This window comes from Desulfurobacterium pacificum (assembly GCF_900182835.1).
GTDB lineage: Bacteria > Aquificota > Aquificia > Desulfurobacteriales > Desulfurobacteriaceae > Desulfurobacterium_B > Desulfurobacterium_B pacificum.
Genome location: NZ_FXUB01000002.1, coordinates 102,367 through 126,642 on the forward strand (window position 1 = coordinate 102,367; position 24,276 = coordinate 126,642).

A 24,276-nucleotide genomic window follows, 5' to 3' on the forward strand; every position below is an offset into this window, starting at 1 on the left:
TCCACTATACCTTCTGCTTCGGAGAGTAAATGTCAAAAAAAATAGCAGGATTAAGTAAAGAGCTTTTAGAAAAATGCGTTAGATGTGGAAGCTGCAGACAGGTATGTCCGGTATTCAACGTAACAAAAGAAGAACCATCAGTAGCAAGGGGAAAGATATTCTTGGCTAACCTGATAAACAAAGGCGTTCTTGAGTTAGATAAAGAAGCTGCAGACATTTTTAATCTGTGTACAACCTGCTTAAGGTGTAGAGAAATCTGTCCTTTAAACGTTGATTATGAGAAGATAATCATCTCTGCAAGAAGCTTGGCGACAGAAAAGTTTGGTCTTCCTGTAGAGAAAAAGGCTGCTGTTAAAGTTTTTTCAAGCAACAAAACGCTTAAAGCTTTAGGAATTTTATCCCCCATTACTAAACTTTTTACTGTTTCCTCCCAAAGTCCTCAAAACCGCCTTTTACCTATAAAAATCCCCCGCTTAGGCAAAGTCCTCCTCCCTCAAATAAGCTCTAAACCCTTCAACAGAAATCAAACCTACAAAGCAAAAAATGAGAAAGGCAAAATCCTTTTCTTTACGGGTTGCATGTTTAACAACTTTTACACCGAAACGGCGGAAAACGTTGTCAAGGTTTTAAATCAACTCGGATACACCGTTCACGTTCCAGAAGAACAGGTTTGCTGCGGTGCACCGGCTTACTTTGCCGGAGATTTAAAAACGTATGAAAAGTTAGCAGAAAAGAACGTTCAGGTATTTCAACAGGATAATTACGACTTTGTAGTGACAGCCTGTGCAACGTGTGGACACGTCATAAAGGAATACATAAAAATCCCCGTAAAAGAGCTTATAGAGGTACTTTACGAAGAAGTTGATACCATCAAGAACTGGAAACTCCCCCAAAAAACGAAAGTTACCTGGCACCACCCCTGCCACATTGTAAGGGGACAGAACATTCCAAAGAACTACCCGATAGAAGTTCTCAAAGCAGTAGAAAACTTAGAGTATGTAGAGATGGAAGAAGCTGACAACTGCTGTGGAATGGGCGGTTCTTTTAAACTCTCACATCCAGAAATTTCAAAAGAGATTCAGTTAAAAAAGGCAAAAAACATAGGAAAAAGCGGCGCTAAAATCGTTGTTACAGAATGCCCAGGTTGTGTTATGAATATAGCAGAAGGGATTGAGAGGGAAAACCTGAGAGTAAAAACCCTTCATATTGCAGACCTGCTTGCTCAGGCTATTCCACGTTCTGAACTTGCTCCTTAATCCTTGCAATCTCGGATTTTATTTTCAAAACAGGTTCTGTCACATCAATCTCCTTCAATTTATTTCCAAGCGTATTAATCTCTCTGTGCATCTCCTGACACAAGAAATCAAGCGTCTTACCAATCGGTTCATCAGAGTCTATAAGCTCCCTAAATCTTTTAAGATGCATCTTTAACCTTGAAACTTCTTCTGAAACGTCCTGCTTTTCAGCCAAGAAAGCCACTTCCATTTCTACACGTTTTAAGAACTCTTCCTCCTCAACTCCCACATCTTTCAAGAGTTTTTCTACCTTTTCTTTCAACCTTTCAAAAATCCTCCCCTCAATCCCCTCTATATCCTCCTCTATCTCCAAAAGCGTTTCTTCTATAGTTTTCAACCTATCTTCAAGATACCTTTTAATTTTTTCTCCCTCTATCCTTCTCACCTCATCAAGCTTAAGAACAGCTTTTTTAACTGCACTTATAACGGCTTCCCTAAACGGTTCAACGTCCATCTCTTCTTTCTGGAAAATCTCAGGAATAGCAAGCAAATCTTTGAAAGTTACAGTTATCTCCTTTCCCGAAACGCCCGAAATTTTCTGAACGGCTTTCAAATACTTTTCAGCTTGAGCGTAGTTGACTGAAACTTCAGGAACAAGCTCCGGTGAAAGTCTGTAAAACAGGTAAAGGTCAACCTCCCCTCTCTTTACAACCTCACCAATCACAGACTGAATTTCCGTTATCAAAGGGTTGAATAACCTTGGAATAGAGAACCTTATCCTCAAAGCCTTTCCGTTTAGGCTCTTAATCTCTGCTGTTACTTCAATATCTTCCGTTTTAAACGTCTCTTTGGCGTATCCAGTCATACTTTTCATTGCTGCAGCCTCAAAAGTTCCTTGTTTATCTTAATCGTTGCTTTCTGCTGAAGCAGGTTCAGGAAGTTAACTTCGTTGCTCTTTCTCTTAACAGCCAAAATGTAGGCACGCAGCTGCTCTTCTTTCTTCGGTTCAACCTGCGTAACTGTTATTTCGGTTTCAGGTGAAACAACTACAAAACCGTCCACAACAGGAACAATCAATTTTTCACCAACTTTAGCAGTAAAAGCTCTTTCAACATCAGCAGGATTCACAGGCTTAAACTTTTTCGCAAACTCCTCTCTATCCAAAAAGTCGGTAGCGTTTTCCAAAGCCCCGTTTGACTTCACGAAGTTCTCAGCCAATTTCTTGGCAACCTCAAATGCCTTCTGCTCTTTAAGAACTTTTTCTATTTGAGACTTAACCTTTTCAAATGGCAAAGATTCTGAAGTTTTAGCTCTGTAGTAAACGTAGAAGAACTTACTGTCCTTCGTAAAGTAGACTGCTTTATCTCCCATCAATTTCTTTGCTTTTCCAGGCGGAACCTCCTTTGGATTAAAACCATTTAAAGCGCTGAAATCACCAGATTTTGCAAGCTTAAACGCCTTGGCTGCCTTTTCCGTTGCCCCACTTTCAGAGACAGGAATTTCAACTACGAAATACTTTTCCGTGGCGTTTCCTGCAAACTCACTCTTATGCTTTTCATAGTAACTCTTAAGCTCATCCTCTGAGACGGTTACATTATCGGTATTCAAACCAAACAACTTGAACTTAAACTTTCTCTTGCCAAACATTTCTTTATAAAGCTTGTTGAGCTCAAACTTCGTAACGGAAGGGGAGTAACCAACAACAGAAGTAACCTTAGAAACAAGCAGGTCATCCCTTATCTCGCTTTCAAACTGCTCAGGAGTTAAGTGGTTAGCAGCCAAAACTTTCTTGTAAAGGTTTACATCAAACTTTCCGTTCTTCTGGAATATCGGCATACTCTCAATCTCTTTAGCAACAGCCCAATCGCTAACCCTTATGCCTTCTTTTTCAGTTTCGCTAAGTATCAACTTTCTTCTTATCAAGTTGCGCAAGGCTAAGAGTTTAATGTCCTTATCTGTTAAGAACTTTCTATACTGATTACCGTACTGCTGCTTCAACTCCTCAAGTACCCTGTTATACTCCCTGTTAAACTCAACCAAATTGATACCTAAACCGTTTACGGTAGCAACCTCATTAGCGGAAGGACCTGAGATGGAACCTTTACCCCAAACCAGGAAAATCGTTCCTACAAACGAAGCAGCTACAACCCAGAGGAATATACTAAAGGTACGCAAGTTGTTCCTGATTTTTGATAGCATAACGCCTCCAAAGCAGTTGAAATTTCATAGTAGGGATTTATACTTAAAATTAGCGGCTTTCTCAACCTTAAAGTTTACCCTAAGGAGAACGGACAAACGTGAACAGCAAAAGATTCAAAGATAGAACTGCCGATATCTCATCAATACTAAAAAAAGCGGAATCCTTAATAAAAAGTAAAAACTACAAAAGAGCAATAGATGAGTTAGAGAAGGTAAAGTTTCGTTCTGTTGACTACTACCTGCTCTTAGCTGAAGCTTACGAAGGCATAGGAAGAAACGAAGAAGCAGAAAGATGCCTTGAAGAAGCAAGGTTTTTAGACGGGGAAATTCGCTCAAAAGAGAAGATAAACAAAGCCATAAACTTGGCAGCAAAGAAGAAATTTTTAGATGCTGAAAAAGAACTCTTTGAATCAATAGAGCTTAATCCTTTTGACAAGTCCGCATACCTTACCCTTTACAGCATCTACAAAGAGATAGGAACAGTTAAGAAGCAGATTAAAGTTCTTGAAGAGATAAAAACTCTTGACCCGTTTAGTCCATTCCCTTACATAGAATTAGCAAGAATCTACTACTTCAGAAGAAACTACCTTAAAGCGATAGAAGTGCTAAAAGACGCACTTTCAAGACTTGATAGTCCCGAACTACACTTTGAATTAGGCAAAGTCTTGGCAGATGCTGGAAAGTTTGAAGAAGCAAAAGAGGAATTGTCAAAAGCGTGTCTCTTAGATTTCAAAAACGTTGAATACAGGCAGAAATTAGCAGAAGTCTTCGTTCAGGAAGAAGATTATGAAAGTGCCCTTGAAGTTGTAATATCAACACTTGAACTTTTCCCCGATGCTACTTACGTCATTCAGAGCGCAGCAGCCCTCTACGACCTTTTAGGGAAGGAAGAGTTAGCCGAATACTACTACCGATTGGCTGTATCAAAATCGGAAGGTTTCGTAAAAGAAGACGCTTTAAAAGTTTTAGCAGAGTTTTTAGCAGAGAAAGGTAAGTTTGATGAAGCTGAGTTTATACTGAAAGAGATAATAACCACATCCGGTAACGTATGGATGGTTTTGGACGCTTTCGCCGAACTGGCAATTATCCTCTTTGACCAGGACAGGTTTTCAGACATTGCCGAATGGGGCAGGAAGGTACTGAAAAACCCAGAAATCTCAGATGAAGAATACTGCGAAGTGGCAGAAATAGTAGCCGATGCCCTATACGAAGGTGGAAAGCACAAAGAAGCTCTTGAACTCTACAGAGATATCTTAACCTACTCCAAAGATGAAAAACTTATAAAGAGAGCTTACTCCAAAACGAAAGAGTTGGAAGAAATCATAAAGTTAGAAAAACTTCTGTAAAACCTTCTAACAGGTCTTTACAAACGGCGCAATTGTTGTTAAATTTCCATTTGCCTTTTGCCACCGGTGAAGATTAAACAGTTTTTCGGGAGGTTTATAAATGCCAGTAGATAAGGACATTAAGCAGGAAATCATTAAAAAGTATGGTTTTCACGAAAAAGATACAGGTTCACCAGAAGTTCAGATTGCACTCTTAACTGAAAGAATTAAAAACCTTACAGAACACTTTAAAGTTCATAAACACGATAACTACAACAAGAGAGCTCTTCAAAGATTAGTTGGTAGAAGAAAGAAACTCCTCAAATACCTTAAAGAAAAAGACTTTAACAGATATCAGAACATCGTTCTTAAGTTAGGTCTTAGAAAATAACTCTACGGAGCGGGCACCTTCCGCTCCTTTTCATAAAATCCCCCCTCCCACCCCCCTAAAGCACCTTTACCTTTGCCTTTTAAGAACTATTTTGATATTTTTCTCTTTGAGATTAAAAACCACTGGAGGTCAAAAATGCCAATATCCGAAGTTTCCATAGAAGTTGGAGGTCGTCCGTTAAGTTTTCAGACGGGAAAAGTAGCAAAACAGGCAGACGGCTCTGTAATCGTTTCTCAGGGCGATACGAAGGTTTTGGTAACAGCCGTAATGAGCGATGAGCCGAGAGAAGATATAGATTTCTTCCCTCTCTTAGTTGAATACAGAGAAAGGGCTTACGCTGCAGGTAAAATCCCCGGCGGCTTCATCAAGCGCGAAGGGAAACCAACAGATGAAGAAGTTCTAAAATCAAGAGTTATAGACCGCTCAATCAGACCGATATTCCCAAAAGGTTTCAGAAACGACGTTCAGGTAGTAGCCTTCGTTATATCAGCCGACCAGGGAAACGACCCTGCAGTTCTGGCAATCAACGGCGCTTCAGCTGCACTGCATATTTCAAGAATTCCATTTGAAAAGCCTGTAGGTGCAGTAAGAGTTGCAAGAATTAACGGCGAGTTAGTGGTCAACCCTTCCTACGAATCCCTTCAGGAAGCGGACATCAACCTTGTAGTTTCTGGAACTGAAGACGCCGTTGTAATGGTTGAAGGGGGAGCAAAAGAGGTTCCCGAAGAGGAAGTTTTAGACGCAATCCTCTTTGCCCACGAAGAAATCAAGAAAATCATAAAAGCACAGGAAGAGTTAAGAGAGATAGCCGGTAAAGAGAAGTATGAATTCGTTGCACCTTCACTTGATGAAGCTACAAAGGAAAAGATTGAGAAGTGGGTATTTGAAAGGATTGAACCGATAATCACCATTCCCGACAAGCACGAAAGGAGAATGAAACTCCGCGAACTCAGAGAGCTTATGTTTATTGAGCTGAACATTCCGGAAGAGGAACAGGCATTAGCGAAAGAAGCCTTTAACGAAGCAGAGAAGAAGTTCGTTCGTCAGATGGTTTTAGAAAAAGGCGTAAGAATAGATGGAAGAAAGCCGGACGAAATTCGCCCGATTACCATAGAGGTTGGACTGTTGCCAAGAGCCCACGGCTCAGCTCTCTTCACAAGGGGTCAGACGCAGGCGCTGGTTACAACGACGCTTGGAACGCCGGAAGAGTATCAATTAGTTGAAGGGTTAATGCCTGAAGAGCAGAAAAGGTTTATGCTTCACTACAACTTCCCGCCTTTCTGCGTGGGCGAAATATCGCCTTTAAGAGGTCCTGGAAGAAGGGAAATAGGACACGGAGCGCTTGCAGAAAGGGCTCTTGCTCCGGTAATTCCACCGGAAGAGGAATTCCCCTACGTTATCAGAGTTGTTTCTGACATTTTGGAATCCAACGGTTCTTCTTCTATGGCAACGGTTTGCGGCGGCTCTCTGTCGCTCATGGACGCCGGCGTTCCTATAAAGGCGCAGGTTGCCGGTATCGCTATGGGATTGATAATGGAAGGAGATAAGTTTGTAGTTCTTTCTGACATTTTAGGTGATGAAGACCACCTTGGAGATATGGACTTTAAAGTGGCAGGAACGAGGAAAGGCGTTACGGCTATCCAGATGGACTTGAAAGTCAAGGGAATAAGCAGAGACGTTCTATCAAAGGCGCTCGCTCAAGCAAGAGAAGGCAGAATGTTTATCCTTGATAAGATGGATGCTGTGATAAAAGAGCCAAGAGAGAACGTTTCACCTTACGCTCCAAGGATTATCTCTACGAAGATAGAACCTGAAAAGTCAAGAGACCTCATAGGACCTTCCGGAAAGACAATTAAGGCAATTATAGATAAAACCGGTGTAAAGATAACGATAAAAGAAGATGGAACTGTTTTAGTTTCCGCTCCGTCTGAAGAAGCTGCCGCTCAGGCATTAAAGATGATTGAAGACGTGACTAAAGACCTTGAAGTTGGCAACACCTATTTAGGTAAGGTAACGAGAGTAGAAAACTACGGAGCGTTTGTAGAACTTGCGCCGGGTAAGATTGGACTCGTTCACATATCAAAGCTTCCGCCTGAAATAAGAGAAAATATTTTTGAACACCTGAAAGTGTCCGACGTTATACCTGTGAAAATCGTTGAGTTTGACCAGATGGGAAGACCTAAGCTCAGCAGGATTGATGTAACTGCTGAAGAGGAAAAGAGGTTGAGAGAGCAGGGGGGATTTTACGCCGAACCGGAGAGAAACGATGAGTAACTGGACAGCAGGCTGGATACACGTAAAAGGCAAACAGATAGAGTTTGAAGATACCTTTTTAGACGTCGCAGTCAAAATTCATTCCATTTTAGGTGGCAGGCTGGAACGTACGCCTGCCGGTTTTAGGCTCTCTATTGACCGGATTCCTGAAGTTACAACCGTTGATGCAAACTTTTTAAGAGGCGTCTTTGAAGCTGGCGGCGTTTGGGGGAACAGAACCGTTTTCGTTCCTGCCGTTAGAAACCTTGAGAGACAGATGGAAACACTTTTAGCTTCTTTTAACGCAGTAAAAAGCGAAGATGGCTTCTTCCTGACCGGTGAAGGTGCAAACCTCTTCCTTCACACTCTATACGACGAAGAAACGGAAGAACGCTCTGAACACTTCTTTGAAAAGTTTCTATCCTTTTTGGTAGGTAAAAAGTGGGAAAGAACTTCCTTCCTCTTTTCATTGGAAGAAGGTGCAATTCCACCTTTTAAAAAGCGGATCTCCGACAGCGGCTGGGATTTACACCTGATAAAACTCTTGAAAGTAGAAGGGAACGTCTATTTCTTTGACACAGGCGTAAGAGTCTCACCACCGCCCGGTTTTTACTTTGATTTAGTTCCTCGCTCTTCAATTTTTAAAAGCGGATTTATGCTGGCAAACTCCGTTGGAATTATTGATATGACTTACAGAGGAACGATAAAAGTTCCTCTGGTCAGGGTAGATGAAAGCAAAGAAGTTCCAGAACTACCGTGGAGAGCCGTTCAGCTTATTCCAAGAAAGTTCTTCCCGCTTGAAGCAAGAGAAGTTTCATCCCTTGATAAAACGCTTCGGGGAGAAGGAGGATTTGGAAGCACAGGATAGGGGGAGAGCGTGATACCGATAAAAGACATCAATCCGAGCAGGTCAACACCAATAGTTACCATAGGTATTATCGTTTTCTGCACGTTCGTTTTTCTCTATGAGCTTTCCTTAGGTCCTTACAGTCAGATATTTGTAAAAATGTTCGGCGTCATTCCCTATGAAGTCTTTCACGGCGTTGATATCCCCCCTCCCGACCCGCTAACGCCTTACGGCAACCTGGTCTCCTATCAATACCTTCACGGCGGATTTATGCATATAATCGGCAACATGCTGTTCCTGTGGGTCTTCGGAGACAACGTAGAAGACACTATGGGTAAACTTAAATACTTCTTCTTTTATACGTTCTGTGGAATAGTCGCAGCCCTCATACAGGTTTTAGTATATCCCAATTCTGACATTCCACTAATAGGAGCGTCAGGTGCCATAAGCGGCGTTTTAGGTGCTTATATGGTTTTCTTCCCCAGAGCGCAGATTGTAACGCTGGTTTTCATATTCTTTATTATTGACATCATCGTTCTTCCAGCTGCTCTATGGATTGCTATATGGTTTATCTTCCAGTTCACAAGTGCGTTACTTTCGGTTCACCACCTATCTATGGGAGGCGTTGCCTGGTTTGCCCACCTTGGCGGTTTTTTAGCTGGAGTTTTAGTAGCCAAGTTTATGAAAAGAAATAGAGAAATCAGTTATTATCGCCCCTAAAAATCTTTAACGCCTTAGCATAAACTTCCCTTTTGGGAAGATTTGTCAACTCTCGCACCTTTTTTACTGCTTCTTTCATAGAAAATCCCCCCTCCTTCAACTCCTCCAACATCCCCTCAACGTCAAAATCACTCTCTTTCTCCTTCTTTGGAGGGAACAAAATCACAAACTCACCTTTAAACGCACCTCTCTTCTCAAGCTCTTCCAACAACTGACCGGCAGTTCCTTTAAGGAAAAGTTCGTTTATTTTCGTTATCTCCTTAAAAATTCCTATCTCCCTTTCTGAATCCATTTCGGCAATTATTTCAAGAGTTCTCTTTAACCGATGCGGGGACTCGTAACAAACTACCGTATGAGGATAACCAAAAATCTCTTCCAATTTCCTCCTCAACTGACCTTCCTTTTTAGGTAAAAAACCGAAAAACGTAAAAGCATCGGTAGGAAACCCCGAAGCGCTCAAAGCAGCAATAACGGCAGAAGCTCCAGGAATAGGAACAACTTTAATTCCAGCCTCTCTTGCTTTTTTTACCAGTCTATATCCCGGGTCGCTTATACAAGGAGTTCCACTGTCTGAAACAAGCGCAATACTCTTTCCTTCAACAAGAAAAGAAAGGAGCTTCTCCGACTGCTGTTCCTCGTTATGTTCGTGGTAAGGCACTAACTTTTTACCACCTATTCCATAATGAGTTAAAAGTTTCTTTGTCTGCCTCGTATCTTCACAAGCGATAATATCTACATCTTTCAACACGTTAAGAGCCCGCAGAGTTATATCTTCAAGGTTTCCTATCGGCGTAGCAACAACGTAAAGAGTTCCTAACCTCTCACCGCTATACATTCCACCTCCACTTCCGCGCCTAACGGTAGAGCAGAAACCTCTACAACAGAACGCGCAGGCTTAACAGGACAATCCTTCAAAAAATCTTCATAAATAGCGTTAAACTCGGCAAATTTAGAAATATCTGTCAGAAACACCGAAACCTTTACAATACTACACTTACTTGCGCCGGCAGCGTTCAAGACTGCTTCAAGGTTTTTTAAGCACTGCCTGACCTGATTTTCAAAGCCTTCTACCAACTTCCCCGTTTGAGGGTCTATTCCTACCTGACCAGCAGTAAATAGAAAGTTACCGTAGAGTATTCCTTGAGAGTAAGGACCTACCGGAACAGGTGCTTTTTCAGTATGAATTTTTTTCATTATTCTCAACCTCCTAAAATATAAGCTTTATCTAACTAACTTTTAACATAAAAACGTTGAAATTGTAATCTCCCAATCGTATATTATGCTCCAACAAGCTTGAAACTACAATTCTATTTATTTTATATTTTTAACTGTTGCAAAAATCCCATTAAAAAAGGTAAAATTAAGAAAACTATAAAAGTCAGGAGGAATGATGGCAAAGGAGAGTAAAATAGTCCTTGACGATGAAAGAATAGAAGAAGGTGCAGAATGTCTAAAAGCTTTGGCTTCTCCAGTACGTTTAAAGATTCTCTTTACGCTTAAAGACAAGCCTATGTGCGTAACAGACTTAGAACAGGAGTTGGGGATTTCTCAGTCTTCCCTCTCCCAGCACTTAAGAACTCTCAGATACAAAGGTATAGTTGCAAAAACGAGAAAAGGGAATAAAGTATATTACACGATATCTTCTGAAGCGTTCAGAGAGCTTTTAAACATTTTACCGCAGATAGCTTGCTTTAGAGGTTAACAATTAATGTTTGAACGTTTTTTTAAGCGCAGGTTAGAGAGGGAAGGCAGAGTTAGTTCTCAGGTTCCCAGTGGGTTATGGATAAAGTGTGATAACTGCAAAACTCTCCTTTTCCGCGGGGAACTTGAGAACAACCTAATGGTATGTCCAAAGTGTGGACATCACTTCCCCGTTCCTGCGAAAGATAGGTTGTACATGATTTTTGACAACGGCGAATTTGAAGAGTTAGATGCAAACCTTGAACCTACCGATGTTTTAGAGTTTTCCGACAGAAAACCGTACACCCAAAGAATTAAAGAAGCGCAGGAAAAGACCGGTTTAAAAGATGCAGTTATAAACGCTAAAGGACTTATAGGCGGCAAGCCCGCATACGTAAGCTGTTTTGACTTCCGCTTCATGGGCGGAAGTATGGGTGCGGTGGCCGGCGAGAAGGTAACCAGAAACATAGAAAGGGCTGCAGAAGAAGGAATTCCGTTTATCTGCATTGCTGCTTCCGGCGGTGCAAGAATGCAGGAAGGAATCGTTTCCCTCATGCAGATGGCAAAGACATCTGCAGCCCTTACGCTCCTTGAGGAAAGGGGGGTTCCTTACATCTCCGTCCTTACCCATCCTACAATGGGCGGAGTATCTGCGAGCTTTGCTTTCCTTGGGGACGTAATCATCGCAGAGCCGAAGGCTCTTATAGGTTTCGCCGGTCCCCGCGTAATTGAACAAACGATAAGGCAAAAGCTACCGAAAGGCTTTCAAAGGTCAGAATTCCTTTTAGAGCACGGACTCATTGATATGGTCGTTGAGCGGGAAAAGCTAAAGGAAACCCTCGCAAAGCTACTTGACCTTTTAGGGGGCAAGAATGTCTGAGAAGATTGAAAGACTTGCAAGAACTATCGTTGCAGATTTCTTCCTCTACAACCAAGATAAAATAGATAGAGGGTTGCTAAACGATACGTTCTTTGAGCTTTTAGGCGGTGAATTGGAAGATTCCGTTAAGTTCTTTGAAGAACACGGAGGTAGAGGTAACTTAACTATTTTCTGGGACACCCTCTTTAACAGGTTGATGCAGAGAGAAGCAAAGTTAGTTGAAGGGAGAGCAACCTAAAAAGAATGTTTAAAAGAGCCTTAAAAGTTCTCAAAGGTAGCATCAAGTCTGGAGAAAAACCCAAGGTCTATGGTCTTCCCGGCGCTTCAAAATCTCTGCTTTTAAAGGAAATTCTACCAACGCTCAAAGAGCAAGTCTTAGTTATCTCTCCTTCAGAACTCATAGGAGAAGCGTTAACGGAAGACTTTAAAAGACAAGGAATAAAAGCTGTTTTCTTGCCTTCCTGGGACGTTCCTCCTTTAGACGTTTCATCTCCTTTATCACTCTACCAGTTCAAAAGACTATCATCTCTCTACAGGTTAATAGAAAACTATCCACAGGTTGTTGTCTCAACACCTCAAGCGCTTATGCAGAAAGTCATTCCTCCAGAAATCCTTATAGAAAGGGTTTTGTCTATAAAAAAGGGAGAAGAGATAAACTACGATAGCCTGTCAAAAAGTTTGTCTTCTATGGGCTACAGGAGAGTTGACAGCGAACCTGAAGAAGGAGAGTTTTCTGTTAAAGGTGACCACGTTGAAGTTGTAATGCCTTTAGGCAGTAGAGTTTCCGTAGAGCTGTTCGGAGACGAAGTTGAAAGGATAACGGTTAACGGAGAGGAAAGAGAAAAAGTTGAGATATTCCCCCTCCTTGAAGTTCCGATAGATAAGGAAACGTTAAAGAAGATTGAAGATATCTACCCGGAAGTTGCCGAAAGACATTTAATTTTAGGAGAACTCAGCGGAGCGGATAAACTCCTGCCTGAAATTTTTCCTTTAACCTCAGTAAAAGACTACTTAAGCTCAAATTTTGCTACCGTTCTTATAGAACCTGACCAGATACGAACAGCATCGGAAAGTTTTCTGCAGCAGGTGAAGGAAAATTACGAAATACTGAAAAGGGAAGGCGTTCCGGCAGCAAAACCGGAAAAGTTCGTTGAAGATGTATGGTTTGGCGATTACACTTTTGCAATATACGAAAAGCCGATAAACGGCGGAATTAACTTTGGCGTCAAGCCTTTACCTAACTTATCGGAAGAAAACGTAAATGAAGTTCTCAGTCAGCTTCTGAACTACGAAGTTAGAATCATAACGGCAACGGAAACTTTTAAACAGGAAATTGAAAAGGCATTAAAGAAGTTATCTGTAAAAGCTACCGTTGAGAAAGGAATATCTTCTGGCGGATTCAGACTGGATGAAGAGAAAATAGCGTGGGTGGTGGAGGGGGATTTTCTACCAGAAATCAAACAGAAGAAAGAAGACATAACAGCGCTTGAACCTGGAACACTAATAGTCCACAGAGACTACGGAATAGGTATATTTCAAGGAATAGTAAGCAGAAATATAGGTGGAAAAACTTACGATTTCATAGAGATAGAATACGCCGGCGGCGAAAAGTTATTCGCTCCGTTCACTCAGATAGACCGTATATACAAATATTCAGGATACAGAGGAAAATCCCCCAAACTCGACAAATTAGGCGGCACATCCTGGAAAAACTTAGAAAGAAAAATCAAAGCTTCCCTCGTTAAGTTCGCAAAAGAGTTAGCAGAACTCTACAAAGAAAGGAAAAACGCTGTTGGCGAAAGCCTGAAAGGCGACGAAAACTTGCTGAGGGAATTTGAAAAACGCTTCCCCTACCGCCTGACGCCCGACCAGGCAAAGGCAATAAAAGACGTTTACAGAGATATGGAATCGGAAAAACCGATGGACAGACTCATCTGCGGAGATGTCGGCTACGGCAAAACGGAAGTCGCAATGAGAGCAGCAATGAAAGCGGTAACGTCAGGCAAACAGGTAGCAGTTATAGCGCCTACAACCGTTTTGGTTGACCAACACTACAGAACGTTCAAGAAAAGGTTTAAAGGTTTTCCCGTAAACATAGAAGTTATTTCCCGTTTTAAATCAAAAAAAGAGCAGAAAGAAATCTTAGAAAAGTTAGAAAAAGGCGAAATAGACATTATCATCGGCACCCACAGGCTCACCCAAGATGACGTTAAGTTCAAAGACTTAGGACTTCTCATAATAGATGAAGAACACAAGTTCGGCGTAAAAACAAAAGAAAAACTGACGAAACTAAAGAAGAACATTGACGTTCTATATCTATCCGCAACCCCAATCCCGAGAACTCTCTACTCAGCTCTTTCAGGATTTAGAGATATCTCCGTCATAGAAACGCCACCGCCAGGAAGGAGAGGAACAAAAGTAGTAGTTTCAAAATACTCAGACAGAATTCTTAAAACGGCGATAGAAAGAGAGTTAGAAAGGAATGGACAGGTATTCATCGTTCAAAACGATATAGAGGAGTTAGAGCCGCTCAAAACAAAAGTGGAAGAGATGTTCCCCGGCGTTCCCGTAGAGATAGTTCACGGACAGATGAAGTCGGATAAAATAGAAAGAATTATGCACAACTTCTTTGAAGGAAAGATAAAAATCCTCATCTCCACCTCAATCGTTGAATCGGGGCTTGACGTTCCATCTGCAAACACCCTGATAGTTATAGGAGCAGAGAGGTTCGGGCTATCGCAACTCTACCAGCTTAAAGGAAGGGTAGGAAGAGGCGTGGAAAAAGGCTACTGCTACCTGCTCATTTCACCAAAAACAAAACTAACGCCCGAAGCTGTTAAAAGGCTTGAAGCAATGAAAAAACTCTCGCCTTTAGGCGGAGGATTCCAATTAGCAGTCAAAGACCTTGAAATAAGAGGTGCAGGAACGCTGTTAGGACCAAAACAGAGCGGTTACGTCAACACGGTAGGACTTGACCTGTATCTCAAACTCTTTGAAGAAGTTTCTCAAGAAAAAGAAGAGGAAGATGTAAAGATAACCCTGCCGTGGGAAGCGTTCATTCCCGAAGATTACGTGGAAGATGTAAAAGAACGAGTAAAGATATACGCAGAATTGGCATCTTCAGAAAATCCCGACGAAGCCGTCAGAAAACTGAGAGAAGTTCACGGTTATATCCCAGACCCCGTAATCAACATTTTCAAAACCATGAAACTCAAAAAGCTGGCAAAACAGATAGGAGTAAAGGAAATTACCGTTTCACCTTCCGGGAAAGCGATAATAGCTTTCAGCGATACCCCTAACGTCCAAACAGAGAAGCTGGTAGAAATGGTAAAAAGCAGGAAAGCAACGTTTACACCGGATAAAAAGCTTTACGTGAACCTAAAAGACTTTGACGACCTAATATCACTCCTTGAGGAGTTGAAAGAGTGAAAAAGAAAATTTCTCTCTTTCTTTTTACTCTACTATTCATACCAACCCTGGTCTTATGCCAAACGCTAAAAATATTTGACTACTCAAAGGCAGGAAAATTAGACAAGGTAGAATCTGAGCTGAAAAGAGGTATTTCTCCAAACGTTAAAGACAGGTTCAACCGTACTCCCCTCTTTTACGCTATAGACAGCGGAAATATTAAATTAGTCAATCTCTTACTAAGAAAAGGAGCAGACCCTAACGTAAGAGATATCTACGGTATGACTCCCTTAGATGAAGCGATAGTCGTTAACAACGTAAAAGCAGCAGAATTACTCATAAAGCACAAAGCAGACGTAAACAGCAGAGATAAGTTCGGATACACACCTCTCCACTACTGCGGTATGTACGCGAGGCTGACGATAGCAAAACTACTCATAAAACACGGAGCAAATGTAAACGCCAAAGATTTAATAGGAGATACACCTCTACACCTCTGCGCAAAAAACAGAAAATGCTTTTGGTCAGCAGTATACCTACTTCGCAAAGGAGCAGACCTAAACGCAAAAAACGAAAGAGGAGAAACACCAGTAGATGTTGCAAAGAAGTTCCGCAACTGGAAGTTCTTAAGAGCCGTCCGCTACTTTAAAAGACACCACTAACTACTTGACGTTAGGTGCAGGTTCGCTATCAACGGTGTACCAATTCTCATGAACGTGAATAACTTTACCGTCTTTCGTTTTCACCTCATAGTCGGAATCTGCTTGAACTGTATGAGTATTCTGCTGGTCGTTACCAAAAACGTAACCTAATATTCCACCTGCAACTGCACCGTAAATAGCTGCGTCTTTAGCAGATGCCTTATAATGCTTATGCGTAGCAGCTCCAACTGCAGCACCGCCCAAAGCTCCTAAAAGGGCAGCATCAGTCTTTGACACCGGAGCAGAAGCGCACGCAGTCAAGATAACAGGTAAAAAACTAAACAGAACTATCAACTTTTTCATCGTACTTCTCCATAACGCGGTTAAATTCATCCAAAATCTTTCTCCGTATGTGTAAATATAAATCCTTATTTAGAACGTTAACAAGCGGAACAAACTCTCCACTTTTGCTTCTCTTTAAAGGCATCTGAATAAAATAACCGTTGTTAGAATAAACAATCTTTATATCTTTAATCTCCAAAACGTCATTTAACTTAATATTCGCAACAGCTCTAACGTTACCTCCAATACCGGAAGTATCGAAAGGAAAAATCCTCACCTCCGTCACCTCTATCCCCATAACCGGCAAACGTTCCAGACTCTTTTTATCTCTCATTTTATTGACACACCTTCTCTTATCGTTCGGTAAATCTCGCTTCCCTGCTCTTTCCATCTGTTCAATCTCCGCTCCGATATAACCTGAATGGGAACGTAAACACCCGTCTCCTCATAAACCTTCATTCCCGCTTCCATAACTGGTCTTACCACCTCTCTTTCATCGTGAACCAAAACAAAAACTTCCATCTCCCCACCGTCAACGCTCACCTTCACGTCAATGTAAGGAACGGCAGTCAGCTTTTCAGAAAACAGCTTCAAAGCATCTTTCTTTTTCTCCTCTACTGGTATCTCATTCCACCACTCAGGATTCCCTTTTGAAGCGCTCTCAACGTAAACAACCAAAACCTCAGCACCCTCTCCCAAGCCAACAGGTTCAACAGGGACAAACACCCCATCTTTGAACACAGCCTTAACTGCCTTCATAACACCTTCCCGCAATAAAAATCGTTTAAGTTAAAATTAAGCATTAGTTTACGGAGGAAAAGGTTGTTTGAAAAACTTTTAAAAGAAGCAAAAAGGTACGTTGAGAGAAGCTACTCTCCATACTCGCGATTCAGAGTGGTAGCTCTACTGTTCGGCAAAAACGGAACTGTTGCCGGAGTAAACGTTGAAAACGCATCCTACGGTTTGACAATCTGCGCTGAAAGGTGTGCCGTATTCCGCGCGGTTGCAGAAGGGAAAAAGGACTTCAAAGGTATCTTTATCTACTCACCGGACGGAATGCCTTACCCCTGTGGCGCCTGCCGTCAGGTTTTAAGGGAATTTTTCCCTGAAAACTTTGAAGTAATAGTAACAAACGGAGAAAATACCACCACTTTTACATTAGGAGAACTACTGCCCCATACGTTCACACTAAAATAGCAGGAGGTTTCATATGCTCGTTTTGTTGGCTGAAGATGACAAAGACTTGGGAGACTTAGTAAAGTACAACCTTGAAAAAAACCACTTCAAAGTTGACTGGATTTTAGACGGAGAAGAAGCAGCTGAAAAAGTTGAAAAAGTTAAGTACGATTTAGCCATTTTAGACCTTATGCTTCCAGGGCTTGACGGTCTGGAAATATGCAAAAGGATAAGGAGAAGTCCAAAGAATAGAGACATTCCGGTGATTATACTGACAGCCCTTTCAAGTGAAGACACAAAATTGAAAGGCTTTTCAGCAGGAGCGGACGACTACGTTACAAAACCTTTCAGTATGAAAGAACTTTTAGCGCGAATAGAAGCCGTTCTTAGAAGGGCAGGACATGTAAAGAAAGACGTTTTAGAGTTTGAGGGAATAAAGCTTGACAGGAAGTCTAAGTCCGTTACTGTTGACGGAGAACCGATATACCTGACAAAAACAGAGCTACAGCTTTTAGAATTTTTCCTTGAACATCCCGAAGAACTGTTCTCAAGAGAAGAACTGTTAGAAAAAATCTGGGGAGCAGACCACAACGAAACTACGCGAACCGTTGACGTTTACATTAGCAGGCTGAGAAAAAAGTTGGGAGAAAAAGGCAAGTACCTGAGAACACTTCCAAGGTTAGGATACAAATTAACGAAGGAATAACCCCCTCAAAAGAGGGGGGATTTTACTCTTCTTTCTTTTCCTCTTTCTCTGCTGGAACTTCTTCCACTTCGGCAAGTTCAATGAGTCTATCAAGAGCTTTCTGTCTGAGAACGTCCTGCTTAATCATGTTTATCAAGCCCCTCTCTTCAAGGGACTGTCTTGCCTGAACGTAATCACCGCCGAATGCAGCTTGGGCTAACTTTTCTATCTCTTTATCTAAGTCTTCATCTGTTACTTCCAAACCTTCAAGTTCAGCTACTTTTTCAAGGAGAAGCTTAACTTTTACCGTTTTCTCAGCAGTAGGTCTAACCATTTCAACTACAGTTTGAGGATTAATCTGATTGACATCAACGCCAAACTGAGCAAGCCTTCTGAGCTGCGCTTCCGCCTGCGCTCTTATTTCAAGGTCAAGCATAGATGGAGGTACAGGAATATTAACCTTCTTTAAAATCTCCTCAACAATCTGGTCTTCAACCTCTTCCTGCTGTCTGTTCTTTTCTGCATCAATTAAATCCTGCTTAATTTTTGATTTCATATCTTCAACAGACTCAAATCCTAACTTCTTAGCAAATTCATCGTTTACTTCAGGTAACTCCTTCTCTTTTACCGCTTTCACCTTGAACTTTACAGTTACCTCTTTACCAGCAGCATCTCCGTAAACCTTTTCATCTTCAGGAGCTTTAAACGTTATTTCTCCTTCATAACCTGCCTTTTTGCCCAATACCTCTTTTTCCACTTCGGGCCAGAGCTGCTTCTCTCCTAAAACAACTGCAACAGAACCGCTGTTTTCTTTACCTTCAATAGTTGTGGTATATTCAATTTCTACTAAATCACCTTCTTTAGCTTCTCTTTCTACTTCCTTCCAGGTTGCAAGCTGGTTTCTCATTCCTTCTATGACTTTTTCAACGTCTTCATCGGTTATTTCCCTAACCGTTTTCTTTACCTTTATACTTTTGTAGTCTTCCGGCTTTAACTCTATCTCCGGCTTCTTCTCAAGAATCAGCGTCACTTCAAAGGCATTATTCTTAACGTCACACTGCAGGTCCTCTATTCCCGGGTCTGATAGAAGCTGAATGTTCTCCTTCTCTACAACTTCCTGAAGCTTTACAGGAACGTAACTCCTCACAAGACTATCTCTTATAGTATCTTCGTAATACTTTTTGATAATGTTAACAGGAGCTTTTCCCGGTCTAAATCCAGGAACTTTTGCCGTTTTCCTTATCTCTTTACAGATTTCGTTAATCTCTTTTTCAATTTCCTGCGGTTCTCCAACTATCTTTACCCTTAATACTACGTCATTAACTTTTTCAACCGTATAAGTCATCTTATTTCCTCCTCTCTTTTCTTACTCTTCCCATCACTTTAAGTGGCAAACTCCAAACCTTCGTAAAGGCTGCACCTGCCTTATGGTCAAATGAGTCTTTTGGACTGTAAGTTGCAAGGTCTTCTATATAAAGGGAATTCGGTGATTTCCTTCCAACTACAGCTGCATTACCCTTAAAGAGCTTAAACCTTACCGTTCCTGTCACAAGTTTTGCCAATTCATTGTTGAAAGCGTCTAAAGACTCTCTTAACGGCGTGAACCAAAGCGCTTCATAAACAATTTCAGCGTAAGGATGTCTTATATGACTCTGCTTGTAGTGGTAGGTAAATCTATCCAAAACTAAGCTTTCCAATTCGTCGTAAGCTCTTATAAGTAAAAGCCCTGCAGGTGATTCGTAAACCTCCCTTGATTTAATACCTACAAGCCTGTTCTCAACCATATCTATACGACCGTATCCGTGCTTACCGGCTATTTCGTTTAAGTCCCAGACCAACTTCCATAACTCATCGTATCTTTTACCGTTAATGGCAACAGGAACACCTTCTTCAAATTTAATCTCCACGTATTCTGGAGTATCAGGTGCTTTTTCAGGAGAAACAGTAATAACGAAAGCATCTTCAGGAGGTTCTGTATACGGGTCTTCAAGAGGACCAGCCTCAATAGCTACACCCCAGAGATTTCTATCGTAGGAGTAAGGTTTTTCCTTGGTAGCAACTACCGGAATTCCCCACTTTTTAGCGTATTCAATCTCCTCTTCCCTTGACTTGAATTCCCACTCCCTAACAGGCGCTAAAACTTCAATATCCGGGTCTAAAGCCCATACAGAAGCTTCAAATCTTACCTGGTCGTTACCTTTACCAGTAGAGCCGTGAGCAACGTAGTCGGCGTTAACCTTATGGGCAACTTCTACCAGCTTTTTAGCTATCAAAGGTCTTGAAAGGGCGGAAATTAAAGGATACTTGCCCTCGTAAAGCGCGCCAGCCCTCATTAAAGGTAAACAGTATTCTCTGGCAAATTCCTCTTTTATATCGTCCACTATCGCTTCAACGGCACCGGAAGCTTTCGCTTTTTCCGGTATCTCTTCCAACTCCTCACCTTGACCAACGTCAGCGGTGTAGGTTATAACTTCAAAACCTCTCTCTGCAAGCCACCCGACGATAACTGAAGTATCAAGTCCACCAGAATAAGCTAAAACTACTCTTTTTTTCACCTCTTCCTCCGAATAAAACTCTGGGTTGTGGAATTTTAGAAAATTTTGTTTAAATTGCAAACGACAAAGAATTATACGGAGATTGACACTAATATTGAATAAGTTTATATTACACTCTGCAAGTGGCGACGTGGCTCAGGTGGTTAGAGCGGGCGGCTCATACCCGCCAGGTCGGTGGTTCGACTCCACCCGTCGCCACCATTAACCTTCCTTTCAGGTTTTCCAAATTATGCTTGAAAAAAAATTCATTTCCACTATCCGAAAATATTCTTTAATCAATCCCAAAGAAAACGTTTTAGTGGCTCTCTCAGGAGGTCCCGACTCTGTAACGCTTCTTTATCTCCTCCTAAAGCTAAAAGATAAACTCAAAGTAAACGTTTTTGCAGCCCACCTTAACCATATGCTAAGAGGTGAAGAATCGGATAGAGACGAGGAATTCGTAAGGAAGCTGTGCAATGAGTGGAACGTAACTCTGTTTGTTGAGAGAAGGAACGTTAAAGAAATTTCAAAAGGAAAAAACGTTGAGGCAATTGCAAGAAAAGAGCGCTATGATTTTCTGAGAAAAACGCTAAAAGAAATAGGTGGAGGGAAAATCGCCACCGGCCACACAGCTTCAGACTTGGTGGAAACCGTTTTGTTAAATTTAACTAAAGGAACGGGGATAAGGGGGTTGAGGGGATTTTTGCCCAAAAGCGGCAACGTAATCAGACCGCTAATAGAGATAACCCGTAAAGAGATTGAAGAATACACCAAGAAAGAAAAACTACCCTACGTAATAGATTCATCAAACTACGATAAATCTTTTGAAAGAAATCTAATTCGCCTTGACGTAATTCCCGTTTTAAAGAAGATTAACCCCTCTTTAGAAAGCGCCTTTCTCAAAACCTGCGAAACTTTAAGGTTATTAGAAGATTTTCTTAATAAAGAAGTGGAAACCGTAATACACGCCTGGACAGAAAAAGATGAAATCAAAATTCCTCTTCAAACGTTCAAGTCCCTACACCCTTTTTTAAGGAGGGAAGCTGTACAAAAAGCTTTTGAACAGATTTCTGGCAGAAAGCTTTCCTTTAAAAACCTGTTAGATATAGAAAAGTTGGCAGACGCTGAAGGGTATAAAGAAATTCATTTAGGTAGTGGATTCAAAGCTGTAAAAGAAGACAATACTATTAAGATTAGGAAAGAACAGGAAAAGCCGAAATCCTTTTCTTTCAAAGTTACAAAAATCCCCACCACCCTCCACACCCCCCTCTACACCCTTCACTTTGCCGAAAACGAAGGCGAGCCTTTGCTCCCAATCACCCAGTTTAAAGAAAAGGGAATAACCGTAAGAAACCGAAAACCTGGAGACAAAGTAAACTTAGGGAAATTTCATAAACCCTTAAAAAAACTCCTCATGGAAAAGAAAATCCCCCCCACCCTCCGCTGGCAAATCCCAATTATCACCTCAGGTGAAGAAATCATATACATTCCCGATGTATTTAAGGCATATATTAAAGGCAAACCTTTCGTAGGAGTGAAGGTAGAAAAGCGTGAAACTGAAAAAACTGATAGCTGAAGGTGAAATAAAGGAAAAAACCGAAAAGTTAGCGAAAGAAATAACCAAAACGTTTAACGGAGAACCAATAACCGTAATTTCTCTCCTTAAAGGCGCGTTTATCTTCACCGCCGATATTTTAAGAAACTTAAAAAACGTAGAAGCGGTAGAGTTTGTGAGAGTTAAAAGCTACAGCGGAACTCAGAAGAAGGAAACGAAGCTTCACTTCCCGAAAGATTTGACCCTTAAAGGTAAAAACGTTTTAATATTAGATGATATATTTGACACAGGAGAGAGTTTAGAGACTGTAGTAAAAGAGGTAGAAAAACAGAAGCCAAAGAAACTCAAAACCTGCGTTCTACTTGATAAGCAGGTTGAAAAAAACGTTGACATTTACCCCGACTTTGTCGGTTTTAAAATTCCTGATAAATTTGTAGTAGGTTACGGACTTGACTATAACGAACTGTTCAGAGAACTCCCATACGTAGCCTACATAGAAGGAGACGAAGATGGACAAGGTTAAGGAGATAGTGAAAAGCATAGCTCTTTGGCTTTCAATAGCACTACTCATAATTTTAGCGTTTAACTTTTTAAACGCTAATCAGGTAAGAAACCACGCAGAGCCTTTCTCAACGTTCGTAAAACAGGTAGAGCAGGGACATGTAAAAGAGGTAACAATTCAAGGGCAGAGAGTCATCGGCGTAACCATTGACGGAAAGCCCTTTGAAACCTACCTGCCGCCTGGATACAACGACATAATCACAAAACTCCAAAAGAAAGGCGTAGAAATCAACGTTAAGCCTCAGGAAGGAAGCCCGTGGTACATAACGATATTGGTTTCCTGGCTTCCAATGATATTCCTCATACTCCTCTGGATAAGCATGATGCGTCAGATGAGTGCAGGAAGCAACAAGGCACTCTCCTTCGCAAAAAGCAGAGCAAAAATCTTCATAGACAATAAGCCCAAAGTAACTTTCAAAGACGTAGCAGGGATAGATGAAGTTAAAGAAGAAGTATCGGAAATCGTTGACTTTCTAAAAAATCCCCGCAAATACCAGCAATTGGGCGGGCGCATTCCCAAAGGCGTTCTCTTAGCCGGCGCACCGGGAACAGGTAAAACCCTACTGGCAAAAGCAATAGCAGGAGAAGCCAACGTTCCTTTCCTCTCTGTCAGCGGTTCAGAGTTCGTTGAAATGTTTGTAGGTGTTGGAGCTTCAAGGGTTAGAGACCTCTTTGAACAGGCTAAAAGACACGCTCCATGCATCGTATTTATAGACGAGATAGACGCTGTAGGAAGGAGAAGAGGCGGAGGATTTACCGGCGGACACGACGAAAGAGAACAAACCCTGAACCAGCTACTTGTTGAAATGGACGGCTTTGAAAGCTCAGAAGGGATAATAGTAATAGCGGCAACCAACCGCCCAGACATTTTAGACCCCGCCCTTTTAAGACCGGGAAGGTTTGACAGGCAGATATTCGTTCCGCTACCAGACGTTAAAGGAAGACTTGAAATACTCAAAATCCACACGAAAGACAAACCTTTAGCGGAAGACGTTGACCTTGAAGTTATAGCCCGCTCAACGCCCGGATTTTCCGGCGCAGACCTTGCGAACATCGTAAACGAAGCAGCCCTCATAGCAGCTCGCAAAAACCACGGCAAGATAACGATGGAAGACTTAGAAGAAGCAAAAGACAAAGTAACAATGGGAATAGAGAGAAAAAGCATGGTTCTTTCGGAACAGGAAAAGATAACAACCGCCTACCACGAAGCAGGACACGCTTTAGTAGCAAAACTCCTCCCCAATGCAGACAAAGTTCACAAAGTAACGATAATCCCCAGGGGCAAGGCTTTAGGAATTACTCAGCAGTTGCCTGAAGAAGATAGGTACACCTACACCAAAGATTACCTCCTTGATAAACTTTGTGTTCTGTTTGGCGGAAGAGTGGCAGAAGAGCTGGCGCTCGGAACGATATCAACCGGAGCAGGAAACGACATAGAAAGAGCCACAGAAATTGCAAGAAAAATGGTAGCCGAATGGGGTATGAGCGACCGCATAGGTCCAATCGCTGTAAAAACGAAAGAGCAGTTTGGCGAGCCGGCTGAAATGGTAAGCGAAGATATGAAGCGCCTTATAGACAAAGAAGTTAAAAGAATAATTAAGGAAGCTTACGAAAAGACGAAAGAGATACTCTCAAGCAACATGGAAAAGCTTGAAAACTTAGCAAAAGCACTGCTTGACAGAGAAACGCTAACAGGGGAGGAAATAGACCTTGCAATAAAAGGCGAACTTCCGTCAAGGGACACAGAACCACCGGCATCTCCTGGAACTTCAGGTGGTGAAAAGAAAAAAGAGAAAAACGAAGAGATAGGCGGTTTAGGATTAAATCCTCAACTGGAGGCTTAG

General features: G+C 41.6%; 25 protein-coding genes and 1 tRNA gene. 17 read left to right on the forward strand and 9 right to left on the reverse strand.

Annotated features, from left to right (window positions below):
* Nucleotides 1-29: 29 nt before the first annotated feature.
* On the forward strand, nt 30-1,256 hold the full coding sequence (locus tag QOL23_RS04265) for a (Fe-S)-binding protein (RefSeq protein ID WP_283400354.1): 1,227 nt from the start codon (nt 30-32) through the stop codon (nt 1,254-1,256).
* On the opposite strand, the gene QOL23_RS04270 is transcribed toward QOL23_RS04265, so the two are convergent.
* A complete protein-coding gene (locus tag QOL23_RS04270; RefSeq protein WP_283400355.1) occupies nt 1,228-2,109 on the reverse strand; it encodes a YicC/YloC family endoribonuclease in 882 nt (293 codons plus the stop codon). The genes QOL23_RS04265 and QOL23_RS04270 overlap by 29 nt on opposite strands.
* Complete coding sequence (locus QOL23_RS04275) at nt 2,106-3,434, reverse strand: peptidylprolyl isomerase (protein ID WP_283400356.1); 1,329 nt, start codon at nt 3,432-3,434, stop codon at nt 2,106-2,108. The genes QOL23_RS04270 and QOL23_RS04275 overlap by 4 nt, the downstream gene beginning before the upstream one ends.
* A 98-nt stretch (nt 3,435-3,532) precedes the next feature.
* Here QOL23_RS04275 and QOL23_RS04280 point away from each other — a divergent pair, with 98 nt between their 5' ends.
* The 5 genes from QOL23_RS04280 to QOL23_RS04300 all read left to right on the forward strand — a co-directional run bounded on the left by QOL23_RS04280 (nt 3,533) and on the right by QOL23_RS04300 (nt 8,970).
* Nucleotides 3,533-4,780, forward strand: a complete 1,248-nt coding sequence (locus tag QOL23_RS04280) for a tetratricopeptide repeat protein (protein WP_283400357.1) — start codon at nt 3,533-3,535, stop codon at nt 4,778-4,780.
* Between the two features lie 100 nt (nt 4,781-4,880).
* Nucleotides 4,881-5,150: a 30S ribosomal protein S15 gene (gene rpsO, locus QOL23_RS04285; protein WP_283400358.1), complete on the forward strand. Its 270-nt coding sequence runs from the start codon at nt 4,881-4,883 to the stop codon at nt 5,148-5,150.
* A gap of 135 nt (nt 5,151-5,285) precedes the next feature.
* Nucleotides 5,286-7,424 (forward strand): polyribonucleotide nucleotidyltransferase, encoded by a 2,139-nt coding sequence (locus QOL23_RS04290; RefSeq protein ID WP_283400359.1) that lies wholly within the window; start codon nt 5,286-5,288, stop codon nt 7,422-7,424.
* A complete protein-coding gene (locus QOL23_RS04295; RefSeq protein ID WP_283400360.1) occupies nt 7,417-8,271 on the forward strand; it encodes a dUTP diphosphatase in 855 nt (284 codons plus the stop codon). Before QOL23_RS04290 ends, QOL23_RS04295 begins: the two co-directional genes overlap by 8 nt.
* 9 nt (nt 8,272-8,280) lie before the next feature.
* The gene (locus QOL23_RS04300; protein ID WP_283400361.1) at nt 8,281-8,970 is read left to right on the forward strand and encodes a rhomboid family intramembrane serine protease; all 690 of its coding nucleotides are present in this window, start codon (nt 8,281-8,283) and stop codon (nt 8,968-8,970) included.
* On the opposite strand, the gene rsmI is transcribed toward QOL23_RS04300, so the two are convergent.
* Nucleotides 8,951-9,805: a 16S rRNA (cytidine(1402)-2'-O)-methyltransferase gene (gene rsmI / locus QOL23_RS04305; RefSeq protein ID WP_283400362.1), complete on the reverse strand. Its 855-nt coding sequence runs from the start codon at nt 9,803-9,805 to the stop codon at nt 8,951-8,953. The genes QOL23_RS04300 and rsmI overlap by 20 nt on opposite strands.
* Nucleotides 9,784-10,164 carry a RidA family protein gene (locus QOL23_RS04310; protein WP_283400363.1) on the reverse strand — a complete coding sequence of 127 codons (381 nt, stop codon included), beginning with the start codon at nt 10,162-10,164 and terminating at the stop codon, nt 9,784-9,786. The genes rsmI and QOL23_RS04310 overlap by 22 nt, the downstream gene beginning before the upstream one ends.
* 196 nt (nt 10,165-10,360) lie before the next feature.
* Between QOL23_RS04310 and QOL23_RS04315 the strand changes: the two genes are divergently transcribed.
* From QOL23_RS04315 to QOL23_RS04335, 5 genes are read left to right on the forward strand one after another with little or no spacing between them, the layout of a single operon-like run.
* Entirely contained in the window at nt 10,361-10,672 is a 312-nt protein-coding gene (locus QOL23_RS04315) for an ArsR/SmtB family transcription factor (protein WP_283400364.1), read from the forward strand.
* Nucleotides 10,673-10,678: 6 nt separating this feature from the next.
* On the forward strand, nt 10,679-11,530 hold the full coding sequence (gene accD / locus QOL23_RS04320; RefSeq protein ID WP_283400365.1) for an acetyl-CoA carboxylase, carboxyltransferase subunit beta: 852 nt from the start codon (nt 10,679-10,681) through the stop codon (nt 11,528-11,530).
* Complete coding sequence (locus QOL23_RS04325; RefSeq protein WP_283400366.1) at nt 11,523-11,768, forward strand: hypothetical protein; 246 nt, start codon at nt 11,523-11,525, stop codon at nt 11,766-11,768. The genes accD and QOL23_RS04325 overlap by 8 nt, the downstream gene beginning before the upstream one ends.
* A 5-nt stretch (nt 11,769-11,773) precedes the next feature.
* On the forward strand, nt 11,774-14,959 hold the full coding sequence (gene mfd / locus QOL23_RS04330) for a transcription-repair coupling factor (RefSeq protein WP_283400367.1): 3,186 nt from the start codon (nt 11,774-11,776) through the stop codon (nt 14,957-14,959).
* The gene (locus QOL23_RS04335) at nt 14,956-15,600 is read left to right on the forward strand and encodes an ankyrin repeat domain-containing protein (RefSeq protein ID WP_283400368.1); all 645 of its coding nucleotides are present in this window, start codon (nt 14,956-14,958) and stop codon (nt 15,598-15,600) included. Before mfd ends, QOL23_RS04335 begins: the two co-directional genes overlap by 4 nt.
* On the opposite strand, the gene QOL23_RS04340 is transcribed toward QOL23_RS04335, so the two are convergent.
* From QOL23_RS04340 to QOL23_RS04350, 3 genes are read right to left on the reverse strand one after another with little or no spacing between them, the layout of a single operon-like run.
* Complete coding sequence (locus QOL23_RS04340) at nt 15,601-15,942, reverse strand: glycine zipper domain-containing protein (RefSeq protein ID WP_283400369.1); 342 nt, start codon at nt 15,940-15,942, stop codon at nt 15,601-15,603. It abuts the gene before it with no gap.
* Nucleotides 15,917-16,255, reverse strand: a complete 339-nt coding sequence (locus QOL23_RS04345; protein WP_283400370.1) for a septation protein SpoVG family protein — start codon at nt 16,253-16,255, stop codon at nt 15,917-15,919. The genes QOL23_RS04340 and QOL23_RS04345 overlap by 26 nt, the downstream gene beginning before the upstream one ends.
* Complete coding sequence (locus QOL23_RS04350) at nt 16,252-16,680, reverse strand: antitoxin AF2212-like protein (protein WP_283400371.1); 429 nt, start codon at nt 16,678-16,680, stop codon at nt 16,252-16,254. The genes QOL23_RS04345 and QOL23_RS04350 overlap by 4 nt, the downstream gene beginning before the upstream one ends.
* Nucleotides 16,681-16,743: 63 nt before the next feature.
* Here QOL23_RS04350 and cdd point away from each other — a divergent pair, with 63 nt between their 5' ends.
* Both cdd and QOL23_RS04360 read left to right on the forward strand, forming a co-directional pair.
* Nucleotides 16,744-17,118 carry a cytidine deaminase gene (gene cdd / locus QOL23_RS04355; RefSeq protein ID WP_283400372.1) on the forward strand — a complete coding sequence of 125 codons (375 nt, stop codon included), beginning with the start codon at nt 16,744-16,746 and terminating at the stop codon, nt 17,116-17,118.
* A gap of 13 nt (nt 17,119-17,131) precedes the next feature.
* On the forward strand, nt 17,132-17,803 hold the full coding sequence (locus tag QOL23_RS04360) for a response regulator transcription factor (RefSeq protein WP_283400373.1): 672 nt from the start codon (nt 17,132-17,134) through the stop codon (nt 17,801-17,803).
* 22 nt (nt 17,804-17,825) lie between these two features.
* On the opposite strand, the gene tig is transcribed toward QOL23_RS04360, so the two are convergent.
* On the reverse strand, nt 17,826-19,127 hold the full coding sequence (gene tig, locus QOL23_RS04365) for a trigger factor (RefSeq protein WP_283400374.1): 1,302 nt from the start codon (nt 19,125-19,127) through the stop codon (nt 17,826-17,828).
* Between the two features lies 1 nt (nt 19,128).
* Nucleotides 19,129-20,337, reverse strand: coding sequence for an argininosuccinate synthase (locus QOL23_RS04370; protein WP_283400375.1), 1,209 nt, complete (start codon nt 20,335-20,337; stop codon nt 19,129-19,131).
* A gap of 124 nt (nt 20,338-20,461) precedes the next feature.
* Here QOL23_RS04370 and QOL23_RS04375 point away from each other — a divergent pair.
* The 4 genes from QOL23_RS04375 to ftsH all read left to right on the forward strand — a co-directional run bounded on the left by QOL23_RS04375 (nt 20,462) and on the right by ftsH (nt 24,276).
* A tRNA-Met gene (locus QOL23_RS04375) sits at nt 20,462-20,538 on the forward strand.
* A gap of 28 nt (nt 20,539-20,566) precedes the next feature.
* Nucleotides 20,567-21,892: a tRNA lysidine(34) synthetase TilS gene (tilS, locus tag QOL23_RS04380; RefSeq protein WP_283400376.1), complete on the forward strand. Its 1,326-nt coding sequence runs from the start codon at nt 20,567-20,569 to the stop codon at nt 21,890-21,892.
* Entirely contained in the window at nt 21,867-22,394 is a 528-nt protein-coding gene (gene hpt / locus QOL23_RS04385) for a hypoxanthine phosphoribosyltransferase (RefSeq protein WP_283400377.1), read from the forward strand. The genes tilS and hpt overlap by 26 nt, the downstream gene beginning before the upstream one ends.
* Nucleotides 22,381-24,276 carry an ATP-dependent zinc metalloprotease FtsH gene (gene ftsH / locus QOL23_RS04390; RefSeq protein WP_283400378.1) on the forward strand — a complete coding sequence of 632 codons (1,896 nt, stop codon included), beginning with the start codon at nt 22,381-22,383 and terminating at the stop codon, nt 24,274-24,276. The genes hpt and ftsH overlap by 14 nt, the downstream gene beginning before the upstream one ends.